The 22,815-nt window shown below is 42.3% G+C and carries 29 protein-coding genes; 27 read left to right on the forward strand and 2 right to left on the reverse strand.

Annotation, left to right across the window (positions count from 1 at the left end; all coding sequences use genetic code 11):
* The first annotated feature begins 87 nt into the window (after window positions 1-87).
* Window positions 88-1,107 carry a UDP-glucose 4-epimerase GalE gene (galE, locus tag NMM25_RS00075; RefSeq protein WP_071851215.1) on the forward strand — a complete coding sequence of 340 codons (1,020 nt, stop codon included), beginning with the start codon at window positions 88-90 and terminating at the stop codon, window positions 1,105-1,107.
* A gap of 1 nt (window position 1,108) precedes the next feature.
* Window positions 1,109-2,074, forward strand: a complete 966-nt coding sequence (locus NMM25_RS00080; protein WP_071851338.1) for a glycosyltransferase family 2 protein — start codon at window positions 1,109-1,111, stop codon at window positions 2,072-2,074.
* Window positions 2,075-2,149: 75 nt separating this feature from the next.
* Here the strand turns inward: NMM25_RS00080 and NMM25_RS00085 are convergent, their stop codons facing one another.
* Window positions 2,150-2,353, reverse strand: a complete 204-nt coding sequence (locus tag NMM25_RS00085; protein WP_002874767.1) for a ferredoxin — start codon at window positions 2,351-2,353, stop codon at window positions 2,150-2,152.
* Window positions 2,354-2,398: 45 nt separating this feature from the next.
* Between NMM25_RS00085 and NMM25_RS00090 the strand changes: the two genes are divergently transcribed.
* The 16 genes from NMM25_RS00090 (at window position 2,399) to NMM25_RS00165 (ending at window position 12,590) form a co-directional block, all read left to right on the forward strand.
* Window positions 2,399-2,905 carry an SAG1386/EF1546 family surface-associated protein gene (locus NMM25_RS00090; protein WP_254735598.1) on the forward strand — a complete coding sequence of 169 codons (507 nt, stop codon included), beginning with the start codon at window positions 2,399-2,401 and terminating at the stop codon, window positions 2,903-2,905.
* A gap of 9 nt (window positions 2,906-2,914) precedes the next feature.
* Window positions 2,915-3,589 (forward strand): (d)CMP kinase, encoded by a 675-nt coding sequence (gene cmk, locus NMM25_RS00095; RefSeq protein ID WP_049479529.1) that lies wholly within the window; start codon window positions 2,915-2,917, stop codon window positions 3,587-3,589.
* Window positions 3,590-3,707: 118 nt separating this feature from the next.
* Window positions 3,708-4,214 (forward strand): dihydrofolate reductase, encoded by a 507-nt coding sequence (locus tag NMM25_RS00100; protein WP_125441277.1) that lies wholly within the window; start codon window positions 3,708-3,710, stop codon window positions 4,212-4,214.
* Complete coding sequence (locus NMM25_RS00105; RefSeq protein ID WP_000442252.1) at window positions 4,214-4,384, forward strand: hypothetical protein; 171 nt, start codon at window positions 4,214-4,216, stop codon at window positions 4,382-4,384. The genes NMM25_RS00100 and NMM25_RS00105 overlap by 1 nt, the downstream gene beginning before the upstream one ends.
* Window positions 4,385-4,415: 31 nt before the next feature.
* Window positions 4,416-5,648 (forward strand): ATP-dependent Clp protease ATP-binding subunit ClpX, encoded by a 1,233-nt coding sequence (gene clpX / locus NMM25_RS00110; RefSeq protein WP_042768612.1) that lies wholly within the window; start codon window positions 4,416-4,418, stop codon window positions 5,646-5,648.
* Window positions 5,649-5,656: 8 nt separating this feature from the next.
* A complete protein-coding gene (gene yihA, locus NMM25_RS00115) occupies window positions 5,657-6,244 on the forward strand; it encodes a ribosome biogenesis GTP-binding protein YihA/YsxC (RefSeq protein WP_000405203.1) in 588 nt (195 codons plus the stop codon).
* A 9-nt stretch (window positions 6,245-6,253) separates the two neighbouring features.
* Window positions 6,254-6,634 carry a RidA family protein gene (locus NMM25_RS00120; RefSeq protein ID WP_001140420.1) on the forward strand — a complete coding sequence of 127 codons (381 nt, stop codon included), beginning with the start codon at window positions 6,254-6,256 and terminating at the stop codon, window positions 6,632-6,634.
* Between the two features lie 51 nt (window positions 6,635-6,685).
* Entirely contained in the window at window positions 6,686-7,576 is an 891-nt protein-coding gene (gene rapZ / locus NMM25_RS00125) for an RNase adapter RapZ (protein WP_000592578.1), read from the forward strand.
* Entirely contained in the window at window positions 7,573-8,550 is a 978-nt protein-coding gene (locus NMM25_RS00130; protein WP_001231052.1) for a YvcK family protein, read from the forward strand. Before rapZ ends, NMM25_RS00130 begins: the two co-directional genes overlap by 4 nt.
* Complete coding sequence (gene whiA, locus NMM25_RS00135) at window positions 8,547-9,458, forward strand: DNA-binding protein WhiA (RefSeq protein ID WP_000011266.1); 912 nt, start codon at window positions 8,547-8,549, stop codon at window positions 9,456-9,458. Before NMM25_RS00130 ends, whiA begins: the two co-directional genes overlap by 4 nt.
* Before the next feature lie 150 nt (window positions 9,459-9,608).
* Complete coding sequence (locus NMM25_RS00140; protein ID WP_254735599.1) at window positions 9,609-9,974, forward strand: DUF1310 family protein; 366 nt, start codon at window positions 9,609-9,611, stop codon at window positions 9,972-9,974.
* 4 nt (window positions 9,975-9,978) lie between these two features.
* Window positions 9,979-10,200, forward strand: a complete 222-nt coding sequence (locus tag NMM25_RS00145; RefSeq protein WP_084868775.1) for a hypothetical protein — start codon at window positions 9,979-9,981, stop codon at window positions 10,198-10,200.
* Window positions 10,201-10,247: 47 nt separating this feature from the next.
* Window positions 10,248-10,643 carry a DUF1310 family protein gene (locus NMM25_RS00150; RefSeq protein WP_254735600.1) on the forward strand — a complete coding sequence of 132 codons (396 nt, stop codon included), beginning with the start codon at window positions 10,248-10,250 and terminating at the stop codon, window positions 10,641-10,643.
* The gene (locus NMM25_RS00155) at window positions 10,640-11,890 is read left to right on the forward strand and encodes an Mbeg1-like protein (protein WP_254735601.1); all 1,251 of its coding nucleotides are present in this window, start codon (window positions 10,640-10,642) and stop codon (window positions 11,888-11,890) included. The genes NMM25_RS00150 and NMM25_RS00155 overlap by 4 nt, the downstream gene beginning before the upstream one ends.
* Complete coding sequence (locus NMM25_RS00160) at window positions 11,887-12,273, forward strand: hypothetical protein (RefSeq protein WP_254735602.1); 387 nt, start codon at window positions 11,887-11,889, stop codon at window positions 12,271-12,273. The genes NMM25_RS00155 and NMM25_RS00160 overlap by 4 nt, the downstream gene beginning before the upstream one ends.
* A 5-nt stretch (window positions 12,274-12,278) precedes the next feature.
* Window positions 12,279-12,590, forward strand: coding sequence for a hypothetical protein (locus NMM25_RS00165; protein WP_000024397.1), 312 nt, complete (start codon window positions 12,279-12,281; stop codon window positions 12,588-12,590).
* Window positions 12,591-12,680: 90 nt separating this feature from the next.
* Here the strand turns inward: NMM25_RS00165 and NMM25_RS00170 are convergent, their stop codons facing one another.
* A complete protein-coding gene (locus NMM25_RS00170) occupies window positions 12,681-13,649 on the reverse strand; it encodes an NAD(P)/FAD-dependent oxidoreductase (RefSeq protein ID WP_254735603.1) in 969 nt (322 codons plus the stop codon).
* A gap of 136 nt (window positions 13,650-13,785) precedes the next feature.
* Between NMM25_RS00170 and cdaA the strand changes: the two genes are divergently transcribed.
* From cdaA to NMM25_RS00215, 9 genes are all read left to right on the forward strand, one after another.
* On the forward strand, window positions 13,786-14,643 hold the full coding sequence (gene cdaA, locus NMM25_RS00175) for a diadenylate cyclase CdaA (RefSeq protein ID WP_254735604.1): 858 nt from the start codon (window positions 13,786-13,788) through the stop codon (window positions 14,641-14,643).
* On the forward strand, window positions 14,630-15,415 hold the full coding sequence (locus NMM25_RS00180; RefSeq protein ID WP_247917612.1) for a YbbR-like domain-containing protein: 786 nt from the start codon (window positions 14,630-14,632) through the stop codon (window positions 15,413-15,415). Before cdaA ends, NMM25_RS00180 begins: the two co-directional genes overlap by 14 nt.
* 30 nt (window positions 15,416-15,445) lie before the next feature.
* Window positions 15,446-16,798, forward strand: coding sequence for a phosphoglucosamine mutase (glmM, locus tag NMM25_RS00185; protein WP_254735605.1), 1,353 nt, complete (start codon window positions 15,446-15,448; stop codon window positions 16,796-16,798).
* Between the two features lie 73 nt (window positions 16,799-16,871).
* A complete protein-coding gene (locus NMM25_RS00190; protein WP_001050095.1) occupies window positions 16,872-17,246 on the forward strand; it encodes a DUF1149 family protein in 375 nt (124 codons plus the stop codon).
* Window positions 17,247-17,248: 2 nt separating this feature from the next.
* Entirely contained in the window at window positions 17,249-18,097 is an 849-nt protein-coding gene (locus NMM25_RS00195) for a DegV family protein (protein WP_254735606.1), read from the forward strand.
* Window positions 18,098-18,359: 262 nt separating this feature from the next.
* Window positions 18,360-19,127 (forward strand): 4-hydroxy-tetrahydrodipicolinate reductase, encoded by a 768-nt coding sequence (gene dapB / locus NMM25_RS00200; RefSeq protein WP_254735607.1) that lies wholly within the window; start codon window positions 18,360-18,362, stop codon window positions 19,125-19,127.
* Entirely contained in the window at window positions 19,124-20,323 is a 1,200-nt protein-coding gene (locus NMM25_RS00205) for a CCA tRNA nucleotidyltransferase (RefSeq protein WP_254735608.1), read from the forward strand. The genes dapB and NMM25_RS00205 overlap by 4 nt, the downstream gene beginning before the upstream one ends.
* Complete coding sequence (locus NMM25_RS00210) at window positions 20,320-22,188, forward strand: ABC-F family ATP-binding cassette domain-containing protein (protein WP_254735609.1); 1,869 nt, start codon at window positions 20,320-20,322, stop codon at window positions 22,186-22,188. Before NMM25_RS00205 ends, NMM25_RS00210 begins: the two co-directional genes overlap by 4 nt.
* Window positions 22,185-22,796 carry a hypothetical protein gene (locus NMM25_RS00215; protein ID WP_254735610.1) on the forward strand — a complete coding sequence of 204 codons (612 nt, stop codon included), beginning with the start codon at window positions 22,185-22,187 and terminating at the stop codon, window positions 22,794-22,796. Before NMM25_RS00210 ends, NMM25_RS00215 begins: the two co-directional genes overlap by 4 nt.
* Window positions 22,797-22,815 lie beyond the last annotated feature (19 nt).

The following is a 22,815-nucleotide window of genomic DNA, read 5'->3' on the forward strand; positions in this document are numbered from 1 at the left end:
TTTAGCCTCCCCTCTAGGATGTCAAATGACATTCCCTATCAAAAATGATAAAATAAGAAAAAATAATCCGAGAATCGAGGAAAAAAGATGCAAGAAAAGATTTTGGTAACGGGCGGTGCCGGATTTATCGGAACCCACACTGTTATTGAGTTGATCCAAGCAGGTCATCAAGTGGTTGTGGTGGATAATCTTGTCAATAGCAATCGTAAGAGTTTAGAAGTTGTTGAAAAAATTACAGGAGTTGAGATTCCTTTCTATGAGGCAGATATCCGTGACACAGATACCCTCAGAGATATTTTCAAGCAGGAAGAGCCGACTGGCGTCATTCACTTTGCTGGTTTGAAGGCTGTTGGTGAATCAACACGTATCCCTCTTGCCTACTATGACAATAATATCGCTGGAACTGTCAGCCTTTTGAAAGCCATGGAAGAGAACAACTGTAAGAACATCATCTTCAGTTCTTCTGCGACAGTTTATGGAGATCCTCATACAGTGCCAATCTTAGAAGATTTCCCACTTTCAGTGACCAATCCATACGGTCGTACTAAGCTCATGCTAGAGGAAATTTTGACGGATATCTACAAGGCAGACTCAGAATGGAATGTGGTCTTGCTTCGTTACTTTAATCCAATCGGAGCGCATGAAAGTGGAGATTTGGGAGAAAATCCAAACGGTATTCCAAACAACCTCTTGCCTTATGTTGCGCAAGTAGCAGTTGGTAAACTGGAACAAGTTCAGGTTTTCGGTGATGACTATGAAACTGAAGACGGAACAGGTGTTCGTGACTATATCCACGTTGTAGACCTAGCCAAAGGTCACGTTGCAGCTCTACAAAAGATCCAAAAAGATTCAGGCCTTAACATTTATAACCTTGGAACAGGCAAAGGCTACTCTGTTCTTGAAATTATTCAAAATATGGAAAAAGCAGTGGGACGCCCAATTCCTTACCGCATCGTAGACCGTCGTCCAGGGGATATCGCAGCCTGCTATTCAGATCCTGCAAAAGCCAAAGCAGAGCTCGGATGGGAAGCAGAACTCGACATCACCCAAATGTGTGAAGACGCATGGCGTTGGCAAAGTAAGCATCCAAATGGATTTGAAGACTAAGATGATGATTTCAATCATCATCCCTTGTCTAAACGAAGAGGAAGTACTTCCTCTTTTTTATCAGTCTGTGGAAGCTCTGCTTCCTGACTTGGGAGCAGAGGTCGAATATGTATTTGTAGACGATGGGTCAAGTGATGGGACCTTGGAGCTTTTGAAGGCCTATCGGGAGCAAAATCCTGCGGTCCGTTATGTCTCATTCTCTCGAAATTTTGGGAAAGAGGCAGCCTTATACGCAGGCTTGCAGCATGCAACTGGAGACCTGGTGGCCGTGATGGATGCAGACCTTCAGGATCCTCCTAGTATGCTACTTGAGATGAAAGCCTTACTAGACCAAAATGCAGACTTGGACTGTGTTGGGACACGGAGAACTAGTCGGGAGGGAGAACCCTTTTTCCGCAGTTTCTGTGCTGACCTCTTTTACCGCCTCATGCAAAAAATTAGCCCAGTAGCCTTGCCCTCAGGTGTCCGTGATTTTCGCATGATGAGAAGGTCTGTGGTAGATGCTATTTTAACCCTGACCGAATCCAATCGATTTTCTAAAGGACTCTTTGCCTGGGTGGGTTTTAAAACGCACTATCTGGACTATCCAAACGTTGAACGACAGGCTGGCAAGACCAGTTGGAGTTTTAGACAACTCTTTTTCTACTCGATTGAAGGGATTCTTAACTTTTCAGATTTTCCCTTGAGTATAGCCTTTGTAGCGGGACTCCTATCTTGTTTTCTTTCGTTTGTGATGACTGTTTTTGTAGTGTTTCGGACTCTTATCTTGGGAAATCCCACATCTGGTTGGACCTCTTTGATGGCTGTCATTCTTTTTCTTGGAGGGATTCAGCTCCTGACGATTGGGATTCTCGGTAAGTATATCAGTAAGATCTATCTAGAGACCAAAAAAAGACCACTCTATCTCGTCAAAGAAAAAAGTGACCTTTCTATTATTGAAGGAAAAAATAACCAAAAAAGACTATAATTTTACCTAGAAATATGCTAAACTAGTAAGTGTGGGAAAAATGAGAAAAAATCAATTATATTTATTCCCTGATTCCTACGATGGATCTTTTAGAAGTGCTCTTGTAGGACAATTTTTGATGGCCTCCAGAACATCGCTGGTCTCAGCGATTTCTCTTTGCAATTCAACTGGATCATCGTAAAATCGAACGATTCCATTATCATGGTAATCAAAGAGTTCAGAATAAGTTTGGCAAAGCCCGCAGGCGATGCACCGTTCGGGTATAAGTGTGACTTTCATATTTATATTGTAATAAGAAAATGTAAAAAAAACAAGGAGTAAGGTATGGAAAAAGAACCGTGGCAAGAAGATATTTACGAAAACAATGAGGAAGAAACAAGATCAGAGCGTCGACACCGGAAACAAAAAGGGAAAGGCGTTGTTGCGAATCGTGTCTTGACGGTTCTAGCTAGTCTCTTCTTTGTAATCGTTGTAGCTATGGTAGTTGTATTGATTTACCTATCAACCGGTGGAAGCAATCGTACTTCATCTTTGAAGGACTTCTATGATGCATCGTCTCCTTCTACAAGTTCAAGTTCGAAAGTGGAAGCATCATCATCTTCAAGTAGCAAGGTAGAGGAAACAGCTTCTTCTGAATCAACACCTTCAGAGAGCAGTTCGGAAGAACATGCACAGGGTGAAGGAACACTTACAGTACAACCTGGAGAGGGAGAAGCAGCTCTTGCTCAACGTGCAGGGATTTCCATTGCCCAGCTAGAAGCCCTAAATCCTTCTCACATGTCGTCTGGATCTTGGTTTGCCAACCCAGGTGATGTGATTAAGACAAGATAGGAGTCGGTCATGAAGACAATTCAAATTGCTATCGATGGTCCAGCTTCGAGTGGCAAGAGTACGGTCGCAAAGATTGTCGCTAAGGATTTTGGATATACTTATCTCGATACAGGTGCTATGTACCGTGCTGCGACTTATATAGCGCTCAAGCACCAGTTGAATGCAGAAAATGTAGACCAACTTCTTGAGCTTCTTAACCAACACCCCATTAGTTTTGGTCGTTCAGAAACAGGTGAGCAACTTGTTTTTGTAGGGGATGTTGATATTACGCATCCGATTCGTGAAAATGAAGTGACCAACAAGGTTTCAAGCATTGCTGCCATTCCTGAGGTGCGTGAGAAACTGGTTTCGCTCCAGCAAGAGATTGCCCAGCAAGGTGGTATCGTCATGGATGGCCGTGATATCGGGACAGTTGTTTTACCACAAGCTGAACTCAAGATTTTCCTAGTGGCTTCTGTTGAAGAAAGAGCAGAGCGTCGTTACAAGGAAAATATTGCTAAAGGGATTGAAACAGACCTTGAAACGCTGAAAGAAGAGATTGCGGCGCGTGACTACAAGGATAGTCATCGTGAAACCTCACCTCTTAAACAGGCTGAGGATGCAGTTTACCTTGACACAACTGGACTAAGTATCCAGGAAGTGGTCGAAAAAATCGAATCAGAAGCAAAAAAATATATGTCCTAGGGACGAGAGGAGCAGGCTAAATGAATCCTGCTCCTTTTCTCTCTTTTGCGCGCGTTTCAAAACAGCCTTTTTGGGAGAATTTTGATAAAATAGTAGTATCAATAAAAAGGACGGAAGCATGACAAAGAAAATCATAGCCATTTGGGCCCAAGATGAAAAAGGTGTGATTGGGAAGGAAGATCGTCTCCCTTGGCATTTGCCAGCAGAGTTGCAACATTTTAAGGAAACAACTTTAAATCATGCTATACTGATGGGGCGAGTGACTTTTGATGGCATGGGACGTCGTCTGCTTCCAAAACGGCAAACCCTGATTTTAACGCGCAATAGCGAAGAAGTCATAGATGGGGCGCTCGTATTTCAAGATGTGGAGTCTGTTTTAGCGTGGTATCAGAGTCAGGAAAAAAATCTCTATATCCTTGGCGGAAAGCAGATTTTTCAAGCTTTTGAGCCTTATTTAGATGAAATCATCGTGACACAGATTCATGCTCAGGTGGAGGGAGATACCTATTTTCCTGAGGATTTTGACTTGTCTCTTTTTGAGACAGTCGCAAGCAAATCTTATGAGCGAGATGAGAAAAACAACTATGATTTCACCATCCAATACCGAAAGAGAAAGGAAGTCTAATGGAGCGCAGTATATTTGGATTTTTTACAGCCTTTTTGTGTGTGATCTGTATTTTGACTGGAGCACAGGCTTTTCGTAAGAAGCGCTATGGACTGTCTGCTTTACTCTGGTTGAATGCTTTTACCAATCTGGTCAACAGTGTCCACGCTTTTTATATGACCTTATTTTAGATAGAATGATAAATTAGAATGGAAGGAAATCATGCCTACAAATAGGAAAAATGATATGATGGTTTATTGCTCATTTTGTGGCAAAAGCCAAGAAGAAGTAAAAAAAATAATCGCTGGGAACAACGCCTTTATCTGTAATGAATGTGTGGAGTTGGCCCAGGAAATCATTCGGGAGGAGTTGGCCGAGGAAGTTTTGGCAGACTTGTCTGAAGTACCAAAACCAATCGAACTCCTCAATATCTTAAACCACTATGTGATTGGTCAAGATCGTGCCAAACGTGCCTTGGCAGTGGCTGTTTACAACCACTACAAACGCATCAATTTCCACGATACGCGTGAAGAGTCAGAAGATGTGGATTTGCAGAAGTCAAACATCTTGATGATTGGTCCAACTGGTTCTGGGAAAACTTTCTTGGCTCAGACTTTGGCTAAGAGCTTGAATGTACCTTTTGCTATTGCAGATGCGACAGCTCTTACTGAGGCTGGGTATGTGGGTGAGGACGTGGAAAATATCCTCCTCAAACTCTTGCAGGCTGCTGACTTTAACATCGAACGTGCAGAACGTGGGATTATCTACGTGGATGAAATTGACAAGATTGCCAAAAAGAGCGAGAACGTGTCTATCACACGTGACGTTTCGGGTGAAGGAGTGCAACAAGCCCTTCTTAAAATCATTGAAGGAACTGTAGCCAGTGTACCACCTCAAGGTGGACGCAAACATCCACAACAAGAGATGATCCAGGTAGATACCAGGAATATCCTCTTCATCGTGGGTGGTGCCTTTGATGGCATCGAAGAAATCGTCAAACAACGTCTGGGTGAAAAAGTTATCGGTTTTGGCCAAAATAACAAGGCTATTGATGAAAACAGCTCCTACATGCAAGAAATCATCGCAGAAGATATTCAAAAATTTGGGATTATCCCTGAGTTGATTGGACGCTTGCCTGTCTTTGCTGCTCTTGAGCAATTGACGGTCGATGACTTGGTTCGTATCTTGAAAGAACCAAGAAATGCCTTGGTCAAACAATACCAAACCTTGCTTTCTTATGATGACGTTGAGTTGGAATTTGACGACGAAGCCCTTCAAGAAATTGCCAATAAGGCTATCGAACGCAAAACTGGTGCGCGTGGTCTTCGCTCAATCATCGAAGAAACCATGCTAGATGTTATGTTTGAAGTACCGAGTCAGGAAAATGTGAAATTGGTCCGCATCACGAAAGAAGCTGTCGATGGAACGGAAAAACCAATCCTAGAAACAGCCTAGAGGTGACTATGGAAATCAATACACACAATGCTGAAATCTTGCTCAGTGCGGCAAACAAGTCCCACTATCCGCAGGATGAACTGCCAGAGATTGCCCTTGCAGGGCGTTCAAATGTTGGCAAGTCTAGCTTTATCAACACCATGCTCAACCGCAAAAATCTTGCCCGTACATCAGGGAAACCTGGGAAAACCCAGCTCCTTAACTTTTTTAACATTGATGACAAGATGCGCTTTGTGGATGTGCCTGGGTATGGCTATGCCCGCGTTTCCAAAAAGGAGCGTGAAAAGTGGGGGCGCATGATTGAGGAATACTTAACGACTCGTGAAAATCTCCGTGCCGTGGTTAGTCTAGTGGATCTCCGCCACGACCCGTCAGCAGATGATGTGCAGATGTACGAATTTCTCAAATATTATGAGATTCCGGTTATCATCGTTGCGACCAAGGCGGACAAGATTCCCCGTGGTAAGTGGAATAAGCACGAATCAGCAATCAAAAAGAAATTAAACTTTGATCCAAGTGACGATTTCATCCTCTTTTCATCTGTCAGCAAGGCAGGGATGGATCAGGCTTGGGATGCAATATTAGAAAAATTGTGAGGGAAAGAAATGGCAAAAACAATTCATACAGACAAAGCTCCAAAAGCAATCGGACCTTATGTTCAAGGGAAAATCGTTGGCAATCTTTTGTTTGCTAGTGGTCAAGTTCCTCTATCTCCTGAAACTGGAGAAATTGTAGGAGAAACGATCCAAGAACAGACCGAACAAGTTTTGAAAAATATCGGTGCTATTTTGGCTGAAGCAGGAACAGACTTTGACCATGTTGTTAAAACAACTTGCTTCTTGAGCGATATGAATGACTTTGTTCCTTTTAACGAGGTTTACCAGACTGCCTTTAAAGAGGAGTTCCCAGCTCGTTCAGCTGTAGAGGTTGCACGTCTTCCTCGTGATGTAAAAGTCGAAATTGAAGTGATCGCAGAGATTGGATAAGCTAGTTGAAGTTTGGCTCTGCCAAACTTTTTTTGATATAAGGAGAGATAGATGATAAAGAAACAACTTCACCTGGTGATTGTGACAGGGATGAGTGGCGCAGGGAAAACGGTAGCCATTCAGTCCTTCGAGGATTTAGGATATTTCACTATTGACAATATGCCACCAGCCCTCTTGCCAAAGTTTTTGCAGTTGGTAGAGACCAAGGATGATGACCATAAGTTAGCCCTAGTAGTCGATATGCGGAGCCGTTCCTTCTTTTCAGAGATTCAGGCTGTTTTGGATGAATTGGAAAACCAAGACGATTTGGATTTTAAAATTCTCTTTTTGGATGCAAAAGATAAGGAATTGGTGGCACGCTATAAGGAAACTAGAAGAAGTCACCCTCTAGCTGCTGATGGTCGGATTTTAGATGGCATCAAGCTGGAACGTGAACTCTTAGCACCTTTGAAAAATATGAGTCAAAATGTGGTGGATACGACAGAACTCACTCCTCGTGAACTTCGTAAAACCATTGCAGAGCAATTTTCAGACCAAGAACAAGCCCAGTCTTTTCGTATCGAGGTCATGTCTTTTGGATTCAAGTATGGTATCCCGATCGATGCAGACTTGGTTTTTGATGTCCGTTTCTTACCAAATCCATACTACCTCCCTGAACTTCGTAATCAGACAGGTGAGGATCAAGCAGTTTATGACTATGTGATGCATCATGAAGAGTCTGAAAGTTTCTATCAGCACTTGCTCGCCTTGATTGAGCCCATTTTGCCAAGTTACAAAAAAGAAGGCAAGTCTGTTTTAACCATTGCAGTAGGATGTACAGGTGGACAACACCGTAGTGTGGCCTTTGCCAAGCGCATAGCTGAGGACCTTGCTAAAAACTGGCCTGTCAATGAAAGCCATCGTGACAAAGACAGAAGAAAGGAAACGGTAAACCGTTCATGAGAAAACCAAAGATAACGGTAATTGGTGGAGGAACAGGTATCCCCGTCATTTTGAAAAGCTTGCGAGAAAAGGATGTGGATATCGCAGCCATCGTAACGGTAGCTGATGATGGTGGCTCTTCTGGTGAACTAAGAAAGAATATCCAACAGCTGACACCACCAGGAGATCTTCGCAATGTCCTGGTAGCCATGTCGGATATGCCTAAATTTTATGAGAAGGTTTTTCAGTACCGCTTTTCAGAAGACGCTGGTGCTTTTGCAGGTCATCCTCTAGGAAATATCATTATAGCAGGACTTTCTGAAATGCAAGGGTCCACTTACAATGCCATGCAGCTGCTAAGTCTCTTTTTCCACACAACAGGAAAAATCTACCCCTCAAGCGATCAGCCTTTGACACTGCATGCAGTCTTTAAAGACGGTTCTGAGGTGGCAGGTGAGAGCCACATTGCAGATCATCCAGGCATGATCGACCATGTCTATGTGACCAATACCTTGGATGATGAAACACCGCAAGCCAGCCGTCGAGTAGTCAATACCATTCTCGAGAGTGACATGATTGTCTTGGGGCCTGGTTCCCTCTTTACATCGATTTTGCCCAATATCGTCATTGAGGAGATTGGGCAGGCTCTCTTGGATACTAAGGCAGAGATCGCCTATGTCTGCAATATCATGACCCAGCGTGGGGAAACAGAGCACTTTTCAGACAGTGACCACGTGGAAGTCCTCCATCGACACTTAGGTCGGCCTTTTATTGATACGGTCTTGGTTAATATCGAGAAGGTTCCTAGAGAATACATGGATACCAACCGTTTTGATGAATATTTGGTTCAGGTAGAGCATGACTTTGCTGGTCTTTGCAAGCAGGTTCCTCGTGTGATTTCATCCAACTTCCTTCGTTTGGAAAATGGAGGAGCCTTCCATGATGGCGATTTGATTGTAGACGAATTGATGCGGATTATACAGGTGAGAAAATGAGTTTTACAGTTGCAGTAAAAGAGGAAATTCTTGGTCAACACCATCTCAGTCGTCATGAATTGTCTGCCATCATCAAGATGTCTGGCAGTATCGGTCTCTCGACTTCAGGATTGACCTTGTCCGTCGTGACCGAAAATGCCAAGTTGGCTCGGCACCTTTATGAGTCCTTTCTCCATTTTTATGATATCAAGTCAGAGATTCGTCACCATCAGAGAAGCAATCTTCGCAAGAATCGTGTCTATACGGTCTATACAGATGAGAGGGTGCAGGAGCTTTTAGCTGATTTGCGGCTTGCGGATTCCTTCTTTGGTTTGGAGACGGGCATTGATCCCGATATCTTAGCAGATGAGGAGGCTGGTCGTGCTTACTTATGTGGGGCCTTTCTGGCAAATGGTAGCATCCGAGATCCGGAGTCTGGCAAGTACCAGTTGGAGATCAGTTCCGTTTATCTAGACCACGCCCAAGGACTAGCCTCTCTCCTCCAGCAATTTTTACTGGATGCCAAGGTTATTGAGCGAAAGAAAGGTGCAGTTACCTATCTCCAGCGTGCAGAGGACATCATGGATTTCTTGATCGTAATTGGGGCTATGCAGGCGCGTGATAATTTTGAGCGCGTCAAGATTTTGCGTGAAACCCGTAATGATCTCAATCGGGCTAATAATGCCGAGACAGCTAATATTGCTCGAACGGTTTCTGCTAGTATGAAGACCATCAATAATATCAGTAAAATCAAAGATAGAATGGGTTTGGAAAATTTACCCGTGGATTTGCAAGAGGTAGCGCAGTTGCGGATTCAGCACCCGGACTACTCTATCCAGCAGTTGGCAGATAGCTTGAGCAATCCCCTGACCAAAAGTGGTGTCAACCACAGACTCAGAAAAATAAACAAGATCGCAGATGAACTATAAAACCACGAATCAGTTGATTCGTGGTTTTTTCTTGAAGTTAATAAATATGTGAGAAGAATTTTAAAGGAAGCCAACACCATAATCTATGGTATACTATAGATGAGTTATACTGTAGCACAAAGGAGGCACCATGAAAAAACCTAAAAAAGTATGATTATTTTAATCAGCATTTTAGCAGTCATTGGAATCACAATAGGAGGATGTAGCATGCACCAATACCAAAAGAAACAAGAAATGATAGCTATCGCAACAAGCGATGAGGCGAGAAAAATTTATGAAGAATATATGAAAAAGAAAGATCCAAAAGCTTTTACTAAAGAAGGAATTATCCGTGACTATGTGATTGATAATGAAAGTTTATATTATAATCCAATGGGAGGTATAGAGGTTAAAACTTATATTAATAATAATGAAAAATTAGATATTCAATTCGGTATTGTAAGAAATAGCGAGGGGAAATTAGAGCCCAGTGGCTATACATATTCTGGAGAGTTGAGTAAGTTGTTAGGAGAGTAGATTCATGACTGAAGAATATGTGAGTGAAGTTAATCTTCAAACTGCAATGGCTAAATATAAAGATTTACGATTGAATCGTATAGCGGAAACTCCTAATGGTGATCAAATTGGCACTGTCACCCAAGTCTACGACAATACTACAGGAGCGGGGGAGCAGGTTTATGCAGTTGTAAAAAATCCCAATGAAAAAGCTGAGGATATACAGGAAAGTTATGCTATACTATGAGTAAGTTAGTCCCTAATTCATTGATAGGATAGCATAAAGGAGGCACCATGAAAAAACTTAAAAAAAGTATGATTATTTTATTCAGTATTTTAGCAGTAATTGGAATCACAATAGGAGGTTGTAGCATGCACCAATATCAAAAGAAACAAGAAATGATTGCCATCGCGACAAGTGATGAGGCGAAGAAGGTTTATGAACATTTTATGAAATCTAAGGATCCTAATGCATTCACTAATGCAGGTGTTATCCAGGATTATGTTGTTGATGAAAGTAGCTTAGATTATAATCCAATGGGGGGATTGATGGTTTCGGTGGTTATCAACAAAGATAATGAATTAAATATAAATTATAATTTGATTGAAAACAAAGATGGCTCATACCATTCAGCATATTATTCTACTTCACCAAAATTATCCAAACTTTTGAAAGGAAATAACGAATGACACAAAATTATGTTAAAGAGAATAACCTTCAAACCGCAATGGCAGAGTATCAGAATAACATGGGTGAAGGAAGAACTTTATATGACCAATATGAAAGAGAACTTGGGACTGTCACCCAAGTCTACAACAATACTACAGGAGCGGGCGAGCAGGTTTATGCGGTTGTAAAAAATACCAAAGAAAATACTGATGACGTACAGGAAGTAACGGTCCTTTTTCGTGGTTCTACGGGACCAGATCATTTTTTGAATGAAACAGCAGATGTCTGGAATGACTGGGTAGAAAATGATGCAGTTATAGCTAAGAGAATTGTAATGCAAAGCAATCCCAGCGACCGAGACAATTCTACCGAGCAACTAAAGGCTTCTGCCAGATCTTTAAAAGACATCATGGAAAAATATCCAAATGCCAAGATTAACATCTATGGGCATTCTCTTGGATCTATGGACGCTCAGTATGCTATGGCTGACCTAGAAGCGGCCCAAATCGAGCGAATCCAACAGGCTTATATCTATAACGGACCTGATGTCTACCGAATCCTTAGCCCCAAACAGAGAAAAATTGTCGATCAGATTAAAGGACGTATCTACAACTATGCTGACCCTAAAGATAAGATCAGCATGGTGGGAAGAGATCCTTCGAAGGGCAGTATCGGTTCTGTAGGTATGGTTTATTATGTAGATAGTGAACAAGAAGATTTTGTAAATCAGCATATGACCTATGGTTATCGCTTGGATAAGGATGGAAAAATAAAAATTCTCTCCAATACCAGTACAGTCGCATATAATAGCTTTCTAATTAAAATGGAGAGTTTCAAAAAGCTTAAGAAGAGTCTATCTTCTGATGGTTTTACATCTGATGAGCGAATCTTTCTAGACTCTGAACAAGCTAAGCTAACGGCGTCAGGTGTTTGCCATATTGTAACAGAAGAACTAGATGTTCTCAAAAAAATATATAATGAAGGTGTTCAAGATGCGAGTGAAGTGCTTGTATCTTGCAGTAATGTTCCTTGGGGTTTTATCCTAAGTCCGTACGAAACAGAGGTTGCCTATTCTGATGGAGGAGTGACTTATGAAACAACTGTTGGTGTTATTCAAAAGAGATTTACTCCAGTTCTTGATACTGCGAAACAATTAGAGAAAGATTTTACAGATTTAGAAAAGCAAATCAAAGACGGTATTCAGAAAAAATTAGATGAAGATGAAGAATTGGCTAATGAATTTAAGCAATGGGAGAGTTTGATATGATAGAGGATGAAATTAGGAAAAAGCGACAGCGTATTGAAGAATGTGAGGATGACTATCGACGTTCTTTCAAAAAAATCGAAAATCAGTACGAAGAAGCAAACTATAAGTTTCAACAGTTGCGTCATATGATTGAAGAAAAGCATCAAATTATTTCTCATTCCTTAGACCAACTAGGCGGAGACACAACCGAATGGCGTTATCAATCCAATCGACTAGCATCCAACTTTAGTCAGCAAATCGAGATGGCGTATAGAAATAGACAAGGACAACTCGAACAAGAAGAATTGGAGCTCGAACAGGAATACAAGCGGCAACACCGTCTCTTAGAAGATGAGCTTGCCAGAGCTCAGGAGCAAAAAAGACGCTTAGAAGAACGAGGTTAACGATAATGGCGAATGTATTTGATTATATTAATGATTTTTTCGCGGGGGGAGAGGAGGCTCTAAGAAATATTGAAAAAGAGTTGGAACGATCATTTATAAAAAACATCTTGGCTCCAGCAAAAAAAGCTCGTATTTCCACTATAGAAAAAGATACAGAAAAATATATGAAGATTTCTCTATTAAGTGCTCAAGAAAGTTTGAAAGAAGTTTCGAAAAACATTGATAGTTCGATGAAGGGAGAATTTTCTAGAAAAGTAGTTGAAACTATAGAAACGAAAAGTAAAGAATATCCAAAAGCTTTAAATGGTACAAAGTAGACTTTTGATTCTTAAAGTAGAACTCCAGTATGTTGCTTTTTATAGCAGATGAACTATAAAACCACGAATCGTTGATCCGTGGTTCTTTTCTTATAAACTGGTCGAGTGTTTTGGTTGCACTTTTTGCTCTGGGTCAATGTAGTTAATAGCATTGTTAACAGCTGTTGGAGCTTCACCCAGTCCTGTAGCGATCAAATCAATCTTACCTTCATAGTAGCAGCAGTCGCCGATAGCATAGATACCTGCTTGGCTGGATTCTTGTTTGCTATTGACGATAATCTTGTGACGGTTGAGGTCCAGCCCCCAATTTTTAAGATTGCCGACAGATGATTTGAAACCATAGTTGACAAAGAGGTGGTCTACTTCGATAGTTTCGGTTTCATCTGATTTTACTTTGGCGATTTCTAGTTTGTCGAGTGTTTTACCATCTCCAAGGAGTTGGCTAGGGACGAACGGTGTCTTGATGGTCACAGATGATTCTTGCAAGGCTTGCACACTATGTTCCAAGGCGCGGAAATTATCTCTGCGGTGAACAAGGGTAGTTGGGGCAATCTTTTCAAAAGCCAGAGCCCAGTCTACTGCTGAGTCCCCACCACCAAGGATGGTCACTTTCTTACCAGCGTATTGCTGGATGTTGGAAACGTGGTAGTGGATATTTTCATAATTTTCGACATCATCTAGTTCGAGCGGACGCGGTTTAAAGGCACCGCCCCCCATAGCAATGATGACTGTTTTGGTCAGGTGGCTTCCCTTGTTGGTTGTGATGGTAAAACCTTGATCTTTTTTCTCGATTTCAAGAACAGTTTCATTGAGATGAACAGGTGTTTCAAAGCTGTTTAGCTGTTCAATCAATCGATTGGTTAGCTCTTCCCCAGTTAAGTTTGGGAAACCTGGCACATCAAGGATTTGCTTCTCAGGATAGAGGATGGCGGGTTGGCCACCTAGCTGGGGAAGAGAGTCAATGATTTGGACTTTGGCTTGACGTAGATGGGCGTAAAAGGCAGCAAAGAGCCCAACAGGACCGCCACCTACAATAGTAATATCATAGAGTTGAGACATGATTTCTCCTTCGTTTTTTCTAATCAGTTTATTTTATCATATTTTTGCTTAATTTAAAATGAGGCAGGATAGGGAAAAAATGGGCAAAAAATGGTATAATGGTACAGAAAGTGTTTTGACAGGGAGGAGGCCAGGGATGAATTTTCAACCATTATCCAATTTGCAATACTGGACGAGTTTGTTTTCAAGCCCTTGGACAATAGTCACCAATCTGATTGATATTCTCATTGTGACTTATATTTTATATCATTTTACCAAAGCGATTGCAGGGACCAAAATCATGATATTGGTGCGGGGAGTTCTGGTCTTTATTTTAGGTCAGATTCTGTCCAATATGATTGGTTTGACAACCATTTCCTGGTTGATCAATCAGATCATCACCTACGGGGTGATTGCAGCGGTGGTTATCTTTTCACCAGAGATTCGAACAGGTTTGGAGCGATTGGGCCGGGCTACTGATTTCTTCTCCAATGCCCCCATTAGTGCGGAAGAGCAGATGGTTCGTGCATTTGTGAAATCAGTTGAATACATGAGTCCTCGTAAGATTGGGGCGCTTGTAGTGGTTCAGAGAGTGAGAACCTTGCAGGAATATATCTCGACAGGGATCCCTTTAGATGCCAAAATTTCGGCTGAATTGCTTATCAATATTTTCATTCCCAATACTCCCTTGCATGATGGTGCTGTCATTATCAAGGAAGACCGAATTGCTGTAACTTCAGCCTATCTACCCTTGACTGAAGATACCGGGATTTCCAAGGAGTTTGGAACGCGTCACAGGGCGGCGATTGGTTTGTCGGAAGTGTCAGATGCTCTTACCTTTGTGGTTTCGGAAGAAACGGGTGGAATCTCCATCACCTATAATGGAGTCTTTAAGCACGATTTAACCTTGGAAGAGTTTGAATCGGAGTTAAGAAGAATCTTACTTCCAAAATCAGAGAAAAAGCAAGGTCTGAAAGAGCGCTTGCTAGGAGGATTGAAACATGAGAAAAAATAGTCTATACATCATTTCTTCCTTCTTTTTCGCCTGCATTCTCTTTATCTATGCAACTTTGACAAACTATCAGAATAGCAACAGTGCCAGACAGGTGCGGACGGAGACTTATACAAACACAGTTCTTAATGTCCCAATTGATATTCAGTATGACAGTGATCAGTATTTTATCAGTGGTTTTACATCTGAGGTGACGGTCTTTCTAACAGGGTCAAATAGAGTTGCTTTGGCGAGTGAGATGCAGGAAAGTACCCGCAAATTTAAGGTGACGGCTGATCTTTCTGATGCCAGTATAGGAACCATCGAAGTTCCTCTAACCATTGAAAATCTTCCGAGCGGTTTGACGGCTGTTGCGACACCGCAAAAGATAACAGTGAAGGTCGGTAAAAAAGCAAAACGGGACAATGTCATTGTTGTGCCGGAGATTGACCCTAGTCAGATTGATTCTCGTGTGAAAATCGATACAGTTACTGTGTCAGATGAAAAAGTAACGGTTATTAGTGATGAGGAAACCCTCTCCAAAGTAGATCGTGTCATTGCCATCTTACCGACGAGTGAACGGATAACTGGAAACTACTCGTCCTCTGTTCCTCTACAAGCAGTCGATAAAAATGGAAATGTCTTACCAAGCGTCATTATGCCATTTGACACAACTATGAAAATTACAACAAAAACAGCAACGTCTAGTTCAAGTAACTCGTCAACAAGTTCCTCAGAAGGCAGTTCGTCTTCAACGAGTTCAGAAACGAAGCCAGACTCGTCTAAACAGGACTAAATAAAATAGTAGAAAAGGATGATAAATAAAATGGGTAAATATTTTGGGACCGATGGAGTCCGTGGAGAAGCAAACGTAGAACTGACGCCAGAATTGGCCTTTAAACTGGGACGTTTTGGTGGGTATGTTCTTAGCCAACACGAAACAGAAGCCCCTAAAGTCTTTGTAGGACGTGATACACGTATCTCAGGAGAAATGTTAGAATCAGCCTTAGTGGCAGGTCTCCTCTCTGTAGGGATTCACGTCTACAAACTCGGTGTCCTTGCAACACCAGCAGTAGCTTACTTGGTCAAAACTGAGGGAGCCAGTGCAGGTGTCATGATTTCCGCTAGTCACAACCCAGCCCTTGATAATGGAATTAAATTCTTTGGTGGGGATGGCTTCAAACTTGATGATGAAAAAGAAGCTGAAATCGAAGCCTTGCTAGATGCTACAGAAGACACCCTTCCTCGTCCAAGTGCCGAAGGATTGGGAACCTTAGTGGACTATCCAGAAGGTTTACGTAAGTATGAAGGTTACCTTGTTTCAACTGGAACGCCTCTTGAAGGAATGAAAGTGGCCTTGGATACAGCCAACGGTGCAGCATCTACAAGTGCCCGTCAAATCTTTGCAGACCTTGGGGCTCAAATAACTGTTATTGGTGAGACACCAGATGGTCTTAATATCAACTTGAATGTGGGTTCTACACATCCAGAAGCTCTTCAAGAAGTTGTCAAAGAAAGCCAGTCAGCTATTGGTTTGGCCTTTGACGGTGATAGTGACCGTTTGATTGCTGTTGATGAAAATGGTGACATCGTCGATGGCGATAAGATCATGTACATCATCGGGAAATATCTTTCTGAAAAAGGCCAGTTGGCTCAAAACACCATCGTGACAACGGTTATGTCTAACCTTGGCTTCCATAAGGCCTTGGAGAGTGTTGGTATTAACAAGGCAGTGACTGCTGTTGGCGACCGCTATGTTGTTGAAGAAATGAGAAAATCAGGCTATAACCTTGGCGGTGAACAGTCTGGTCACGTTATCTTGATGGATTATAATACGACAGGTGATGGACAGTTAACTGCCGTTCAATTAACAAAAGTTATACGGGAAACCGGTAAAACCTTGTCTCAACTGGCATCAGAAGTAACGATTTACCCACAAAAACTGGTCAATATCCGAGTGGAAAATGCCATGAAAGAAAAAGCCATGGAAGTACCAGCCATCAAGGCAATCATCGAAAAGATGGAAGGAGAAATGGCAGGAAACGGCCGTATCCTTGTTCGCCCAAGTGGTACCGAACCCCTCTTACGTGTCATGGCAGAGGCACCTACAACAGAAGAAGTCAATTACTATGTAGATACGATTGCTACTGTTGTTAAAGATGAAATCGGTATTGACTAAAGCCTAGAAAACTAGATGAAATGATAAAAATGTGGTACAATTGCATAGTAAATTGTAGCAATGGGAGAGAAAAATGAATCTTAAACGAGAACAAGAATTTGTTAGCCAGTATCACTTTGATGCTCGTAACTTTGAATGGGAAAATGAAAATGGGGCTCCTGAAACCAAGGTAGACGTGAATTTCCAGTTGCTCCAATACGACCAAGAAAATCAAGTGACTTCGCTTGTTGTTATCTTGAGTTTCATGATTGTCTTTGACAAATTTGTCATTAGCGGAACAATTTCTCAAGTGAACCATGTGGAAGGTCGCATTGTCAACGAACCAAGCGAATTTAACCAAGAGGAAGTCGAAACTTTGGCACGTCCATGTTTGAACATGCTCAATCGTTTGACGTATGAAGTAACAGAAATCGCCTTGGATCTTCCAGGGATCAATTTGGAGTTTTAGTCATGAAATTAGCTATCATTACAGATTCTTCGGCCTATTTAGAGGAGAAGACGCTGCAAAGAGAGAATCTATTTATCTTGGATATTCCTGTCAATATTGATGGGGAGGAGTATGTTGAAGGTATCAATCTGACTGCTGAGGAATTTTATCAAAAAATGGCTCAGTCTGCAGAATTGCCTAAAACCAGTCAACCAAGTATTGCCAAATTAGATGAGATTCTAAGTTCCTTGAAAGGACAAGGTTATACCCATGTTTTGGGACTCTTTCTTTCGTCAGGGATTTCAGGTTTTTATCAGAATATCCAATACATGTTGGATGAGTATGATGGCTTGACCATAGCCTTTCCAGATACCCATATCACAAGTTCCCCTCTAGGATTTATGGTAGAGAGTGCCTTTGAATGGGCAGAACAGGGCGATGATTTTGCTCAGATTCAGGAGAAATTAGCTCTTCAAATTGCTGATAATTCAGCCTTTATCATAGTAGATGACCTCGACCACTTGGTTAAGGGGGGACGTCTGTCAAATGGGGCAGCCATCTTAGGGAATCTCCTCAGTATCAAGCCCATTCTTTATTTCAATGACCAAGGTGTGATTGAAGTTTACGAAAAAGTTCGTACAGAAAAGAAGGCAATCAAACGTTTGGTGGAAATCATCAAAGAGTTGACAAAAGATGGGAATTACCGTATCACAGTCATCCATGGCAATGCTCCTCAAAAGGCAGCGGACTTACGTCAGCTTTTGATGGAGAGTGGTGTGACTGCTGAGATTCCAATTGCAACCTTTGGTAGTGTCATTGGAACCCACCTTGGAGAAGGTAGTATCGCTTTAAGCTATACGCCAGTCATCTAGATTGTTCTTACAAGCTTTGTATCTTAGCAATTGAACACGGACTATTGCCTCTTGAAAAAGATGCCTGTCTTGCCTTTCGTGGAAAGTCAGCGTCATTCCCTATTTTTCATGGGCAACTAACGTCCTTTGTATCTTGATAATTGAACATGCCTAGAACCCTGTGTGAAAAAGATAGTTCTTCCAAGGAGTAGACACTCCTTGATCAGAACTCCTATTTTCACTTTATGTTCTTACAGGCTTTGTATCTTAGACAGGAGTAGAGATGAGTATTCGAGTAATTATCGCCGGGTTTAAGGGAAAGATGGGCCAAGCTGCCTGTCAGATGGTCTTTGCTGATCCGGACTTGGACTTGGTCGCAGTTTTGGATCCGTTTGAGTCTGCGTCAGAATGGCAGGGAATTCCTGTCTTCAATGATAAGGCTGATTTAGCCGGGTTTGAAGCGGATGTCTGGGTAGACTTTACTACACCAGCGGTTGCCTACGAAAATACACGCTTTGCTCTTGAAAATGGCTTTGCTCCAGTAGTTGGAACAACAGGATTCACTAGTGACGAAATTGCAGAACTAAAAGCATTTTCCCGTGAACAAGATTTGGGTGGCTTGATTGCTCCTAACTTTGCCTTGGGAGCTGTCTTGCTTATGCAATTTGCGGCGCAGGCTGCCAAATATTTCCCAAATGTGGAGATTATCGAGCTCCATCATGACAAGAAAAAAGATGCTCCGAGTGGAACAGCCATTAAAACGGCTGAGTTGATGGCAGAAGTTCGAGAGCCTATTCAGCAAGGTGCGCCTGATGAGGAAGAATTGATTGCAGGTGCTCGCGGTGCTGACTTTGATGGCATACGTATCCACTCAGTTCGCCTACCAGGCTTGGTAGCCCATCAGGAAGTCATCTTTGGCAATCAGGGAGAAGGATTGACCCTCCGTCATGACTCCTATGATCGCAGCTCCTTCATGACAGGGGTCAATTTGGGAATCAAAGAAGTTGTCAAGCGTCATGAGCTTGTCTATGGATTAGAACACTTATTATGAGATTAACGCAAATGCCTTCTGAATTTCAGAAGGCTTTACCAGTATTAGAAAAAATTAAAGAAGCAGGCTTTGAAGCCTATTTTGTTGGGGGCTCTGTTCGAGATGCCCTCCTCAATCGTCCTATCCATGATGTGGATATCGCGACTTCTTCCTATCCAGAGGAGACCAAGCAGATTTTTTCGCGAACAGCCGATATTGGAATTGAGCACGGAACTGTCTTAGTTTTAGATGGGGACGAGGAGTATGAGGTAACCACCTTTCGGACAGAAGATGTCTATGTGGACTATCGCAGACCCAGTGCAGTTTCCTTTGTGCGTTCGCTAGAAGAAGACCTCAAACGCCGTGATTTCACAGTGAATGCCTTTGCCTTGGATGAAACAGGCGAAATCATTGATTTGTTCCATGGATTAGAAGATTTGGAAAACCAAGTCTTGCGAGCAGTTGGAGTGGCTAGTGAGCGTTTCAACGAAGATGCTCTGCGGATTATGCGTGGTTTCCGTTTTCAGGCCAGTCTCGGTTTTAAACTTGAACCAGAAACTTTTGTGGCGATGAAGACTTTGACGCCACTTTTGGAGAAAATTTCTGTGGAGCGCACCTTCGTTGAGTTTGATAAACTCTTGCTGGCACCTTTTTGGCGAGTTGGTCTGTCTTCCATGATTGAGAGTCGATCTTATGACTATCTTCCAGATATGGCAGGAAGCAAGGACAAGCTCAACAGACTGTTTGATTTGGAGACTGATTTCACTTTTGAATCTTCCGAACAAGCCTGGGCCGCTCTCTTGTGGGCTTTGGAGGTTAAAGATGCACAGCCATTTTTGAAGGCGTGGAAAACCTCACGCCAGTTTGCCAAGCAAGTTCAGGATTTACTGAATATTTTGGTCCTTCGTGAAAAGGGAGAATTGAGCAAGCGCGATTGTTACCGATTTGACTTGGATTCCCTTTTACAGGCAGAAAATCTTCGTCAGGCTCAAGGGAAAGAAGTCAACCCACAAGCCATCACAGAAACTTACCATAGTTTGACCATTCATGATAAGAAAGAAATCCAGATTAATGGTGGCATTTTGATTAAGGAATATGGTTACCAGCCAGGACCAGACTTGGGAGAGATTTTAACAGAGATTGAGTTTGCCATTGTCGATGGAGAGTTGGAAAACGATCGTCAAGCTATCCATGCTAACCTGAGGGAGAAAAAATGAGTGATTTTATCGTTGAAAAACTAAGCAAATCCGTCGGAGACAAGACCGTTTTTAAGGATATTTCCTTTATCATCCATGACCTAGACAGAATCGGTCTAATTGGTGTCAATGGAACGGGTAAGACTACCCTTTTGGATGTTCTTTCTGGCACTTCTGGCTTTGATGGGGACGTTAGCCCTTTTTCTGCTAAGAATGACTATAAGATTGGCTACTTGACACAGAATCCTGATTTTGATGATAGCAAGACAGTTTTGGATACAGTTCTCTCCAGCGACCTCAAGGAAATCCAGTTGATTCGTGAGTATGAGTTAATCATGCTCAATTACAGTGAGGACAAGCAGGCTCGTTTGGAACGGGTCATGGCAGAGATGGATTCTCTCCAAGCCTGGGAAATTGAAAGCCAGGTCAAGACGGTCCTCAGCAAGCTGGGTATTCAGGACTTGTCGACTCCAGTTGGTGAATTGTCAGGTGGTCTGAGAAGACGGGTTCAGTTGGCGCAAGTTCTCCTAGGAAACCACGACCTCTTGCTTCTGGACGAGCCGACTAACCACCTGGACATTGCGACCATTGAGTGGCTGACTCTTTTTTTGAAAAATTCCAAGAAGACTGTTCTCTTTATCACCCACGATCGTTATTTCCTAGATGCACTATCAACGCGGATTTTCGAGTTGGACCGAGCAGGCTTGACCGAGTATCAGGGAAATTACCAGGACTATGTTCGCCTCAAGGCTGAACAAGATGAGCGTGACGCTGCCCTTCTCCACAAGAAAGAACAACTCTACAAACAAGAACTGGCCTGGATGCGCAGACAACCGCAGGCGCGTGCGACCAAGCAACAAGCTCGTATCAATTGTTTCCATGACTTGAAAAAGGAAGTTTCAGGTGGCGTTGCTGATACAGACTTGACCATGAACTTTGAAACCAGTCGGATTGGGAAAAAAGTCATCGAGTTTCAGGATGTTTCCTTTGCCTATGAAAACAAGCCCATTTTGCAAGATTTTAATCTCTTGGTGCAAGCCAAAGACCGTATCGGAATCGTTGGGGACAACGGTGTCGGGAAGTCAACTCTTCTCAACCTCATCGCAGGAAGTCTTGAGCCGACTAAAGGTCAAGTTATCATCGGTGAGACGGTTCGCATCGCCTATTTCTCTCAGCAAATTGAGGGCTTGGATGAGAGCAAACGGGTTATCAATTACCTGCAGGAAGTGGCAGAGGAGGTCAAGACCAGTGGTGGTTCTACGACTTCCATCGCTGAGTTGCTGGAGCAGTTCCTTTTCCCACGTTCAACCCATGGAACCTTAATTGAGAAATTGTCTGGTGGAGAGAAAAAACGCCTTTATCTCCTCAAACTACTCCTTGAAAAACCAAATGTTCTTCTTTTGGACGAGCCGACAAATGACCTAGATATTGCGACTTTGACAGTCTTGGAGAATTTCTTGCAGAGCTTTTCAGGGCCTGTATTGACAGTTAGCCACGACCGTTATTTCCTGGATAAGGTAGCGACTAAGATTCTCGCCTTTGAGAATGGAAGCATCCGTACTTTCTTTGGCCATTACACTGACTACCTTGATGAAAAAGCCTTTGAAACAGAGATGTCCAATCAAGTTCAAAAGGCCGAAAAAGAGAAAGTGGTCAAAGTCCGTGAAGACAAGAAGCGTATGACCTATCAAGAAAAGCAGGAGTGGGCAAGCATTGAAGGTGATATTGAAGCCTTGGAAAATCATATCACTGCCATTGAAGAAGAAATGCAGGCAAACGGCTCTGACTTTGGCAAACTGGCGACCCTTCAGAAAGAGCTAGACGAGAAAAACGAAGCACTCCTTGAAAAATACGAACGTTATGAATACCTAAGTGAGTTAGCGTGATGGAAGAAAAAGTCATTAAACGTAGTCCCAAGAAAATCATTTGGAATGCCTTGTTTGGCTTGACTTCAGTGCTTTTTTTCTTGCTACCTCTCTCTTATCTCCATTTGTACTCGCAAAAGGGAACCAGACTTCATACGATAAGTCTGTTATTAATACTGCTTCTCCTCTTTTGTGCTGGAGTAGTTGTTTATCAGACATACAGGCTGTTAAGTTCCGATAAGGAATATTTGAGATGTACTGTCGAGGGGTTTTACTACAAACAAAATCCAAAGAAATCTAGTCATTTCTACGCTTGGGCAGATGTAGAGGACTTTTCCTTCTCTCGGATTCGAGGGAAGTATAGGGATTCTTATCGGATTGAAGTCTATTTTAAAAACAAGGAAAATGCGAAATCTCAATCCTTTCTAACACTGCTGAAGAGAAGGATTCTCCCTTTTTATCCGTCAGCAGACTTGATCATCCCGATTTTTCTGCTAGATGTAGGTCTTCCTGAAAGGGTCTACGAGACCATGAAGTACTATGAAAGAGAATGGCGTATCGAGCAAAATCGTCAAGCAAGAAAAGAGGCAAAACAAGCTTCGAAAAGCAAATCTTCCAAACCGTCATAGTCTGTCTTTGCTTAAAGTA

Source organism: Streptococcus sp. CF10-1 (genome assembly GCF_024295825.1).
GTDB lineage: Bacteria > Bacillota > Bacilli > Lactobacillales > Streptococcaceae > Streptococcus.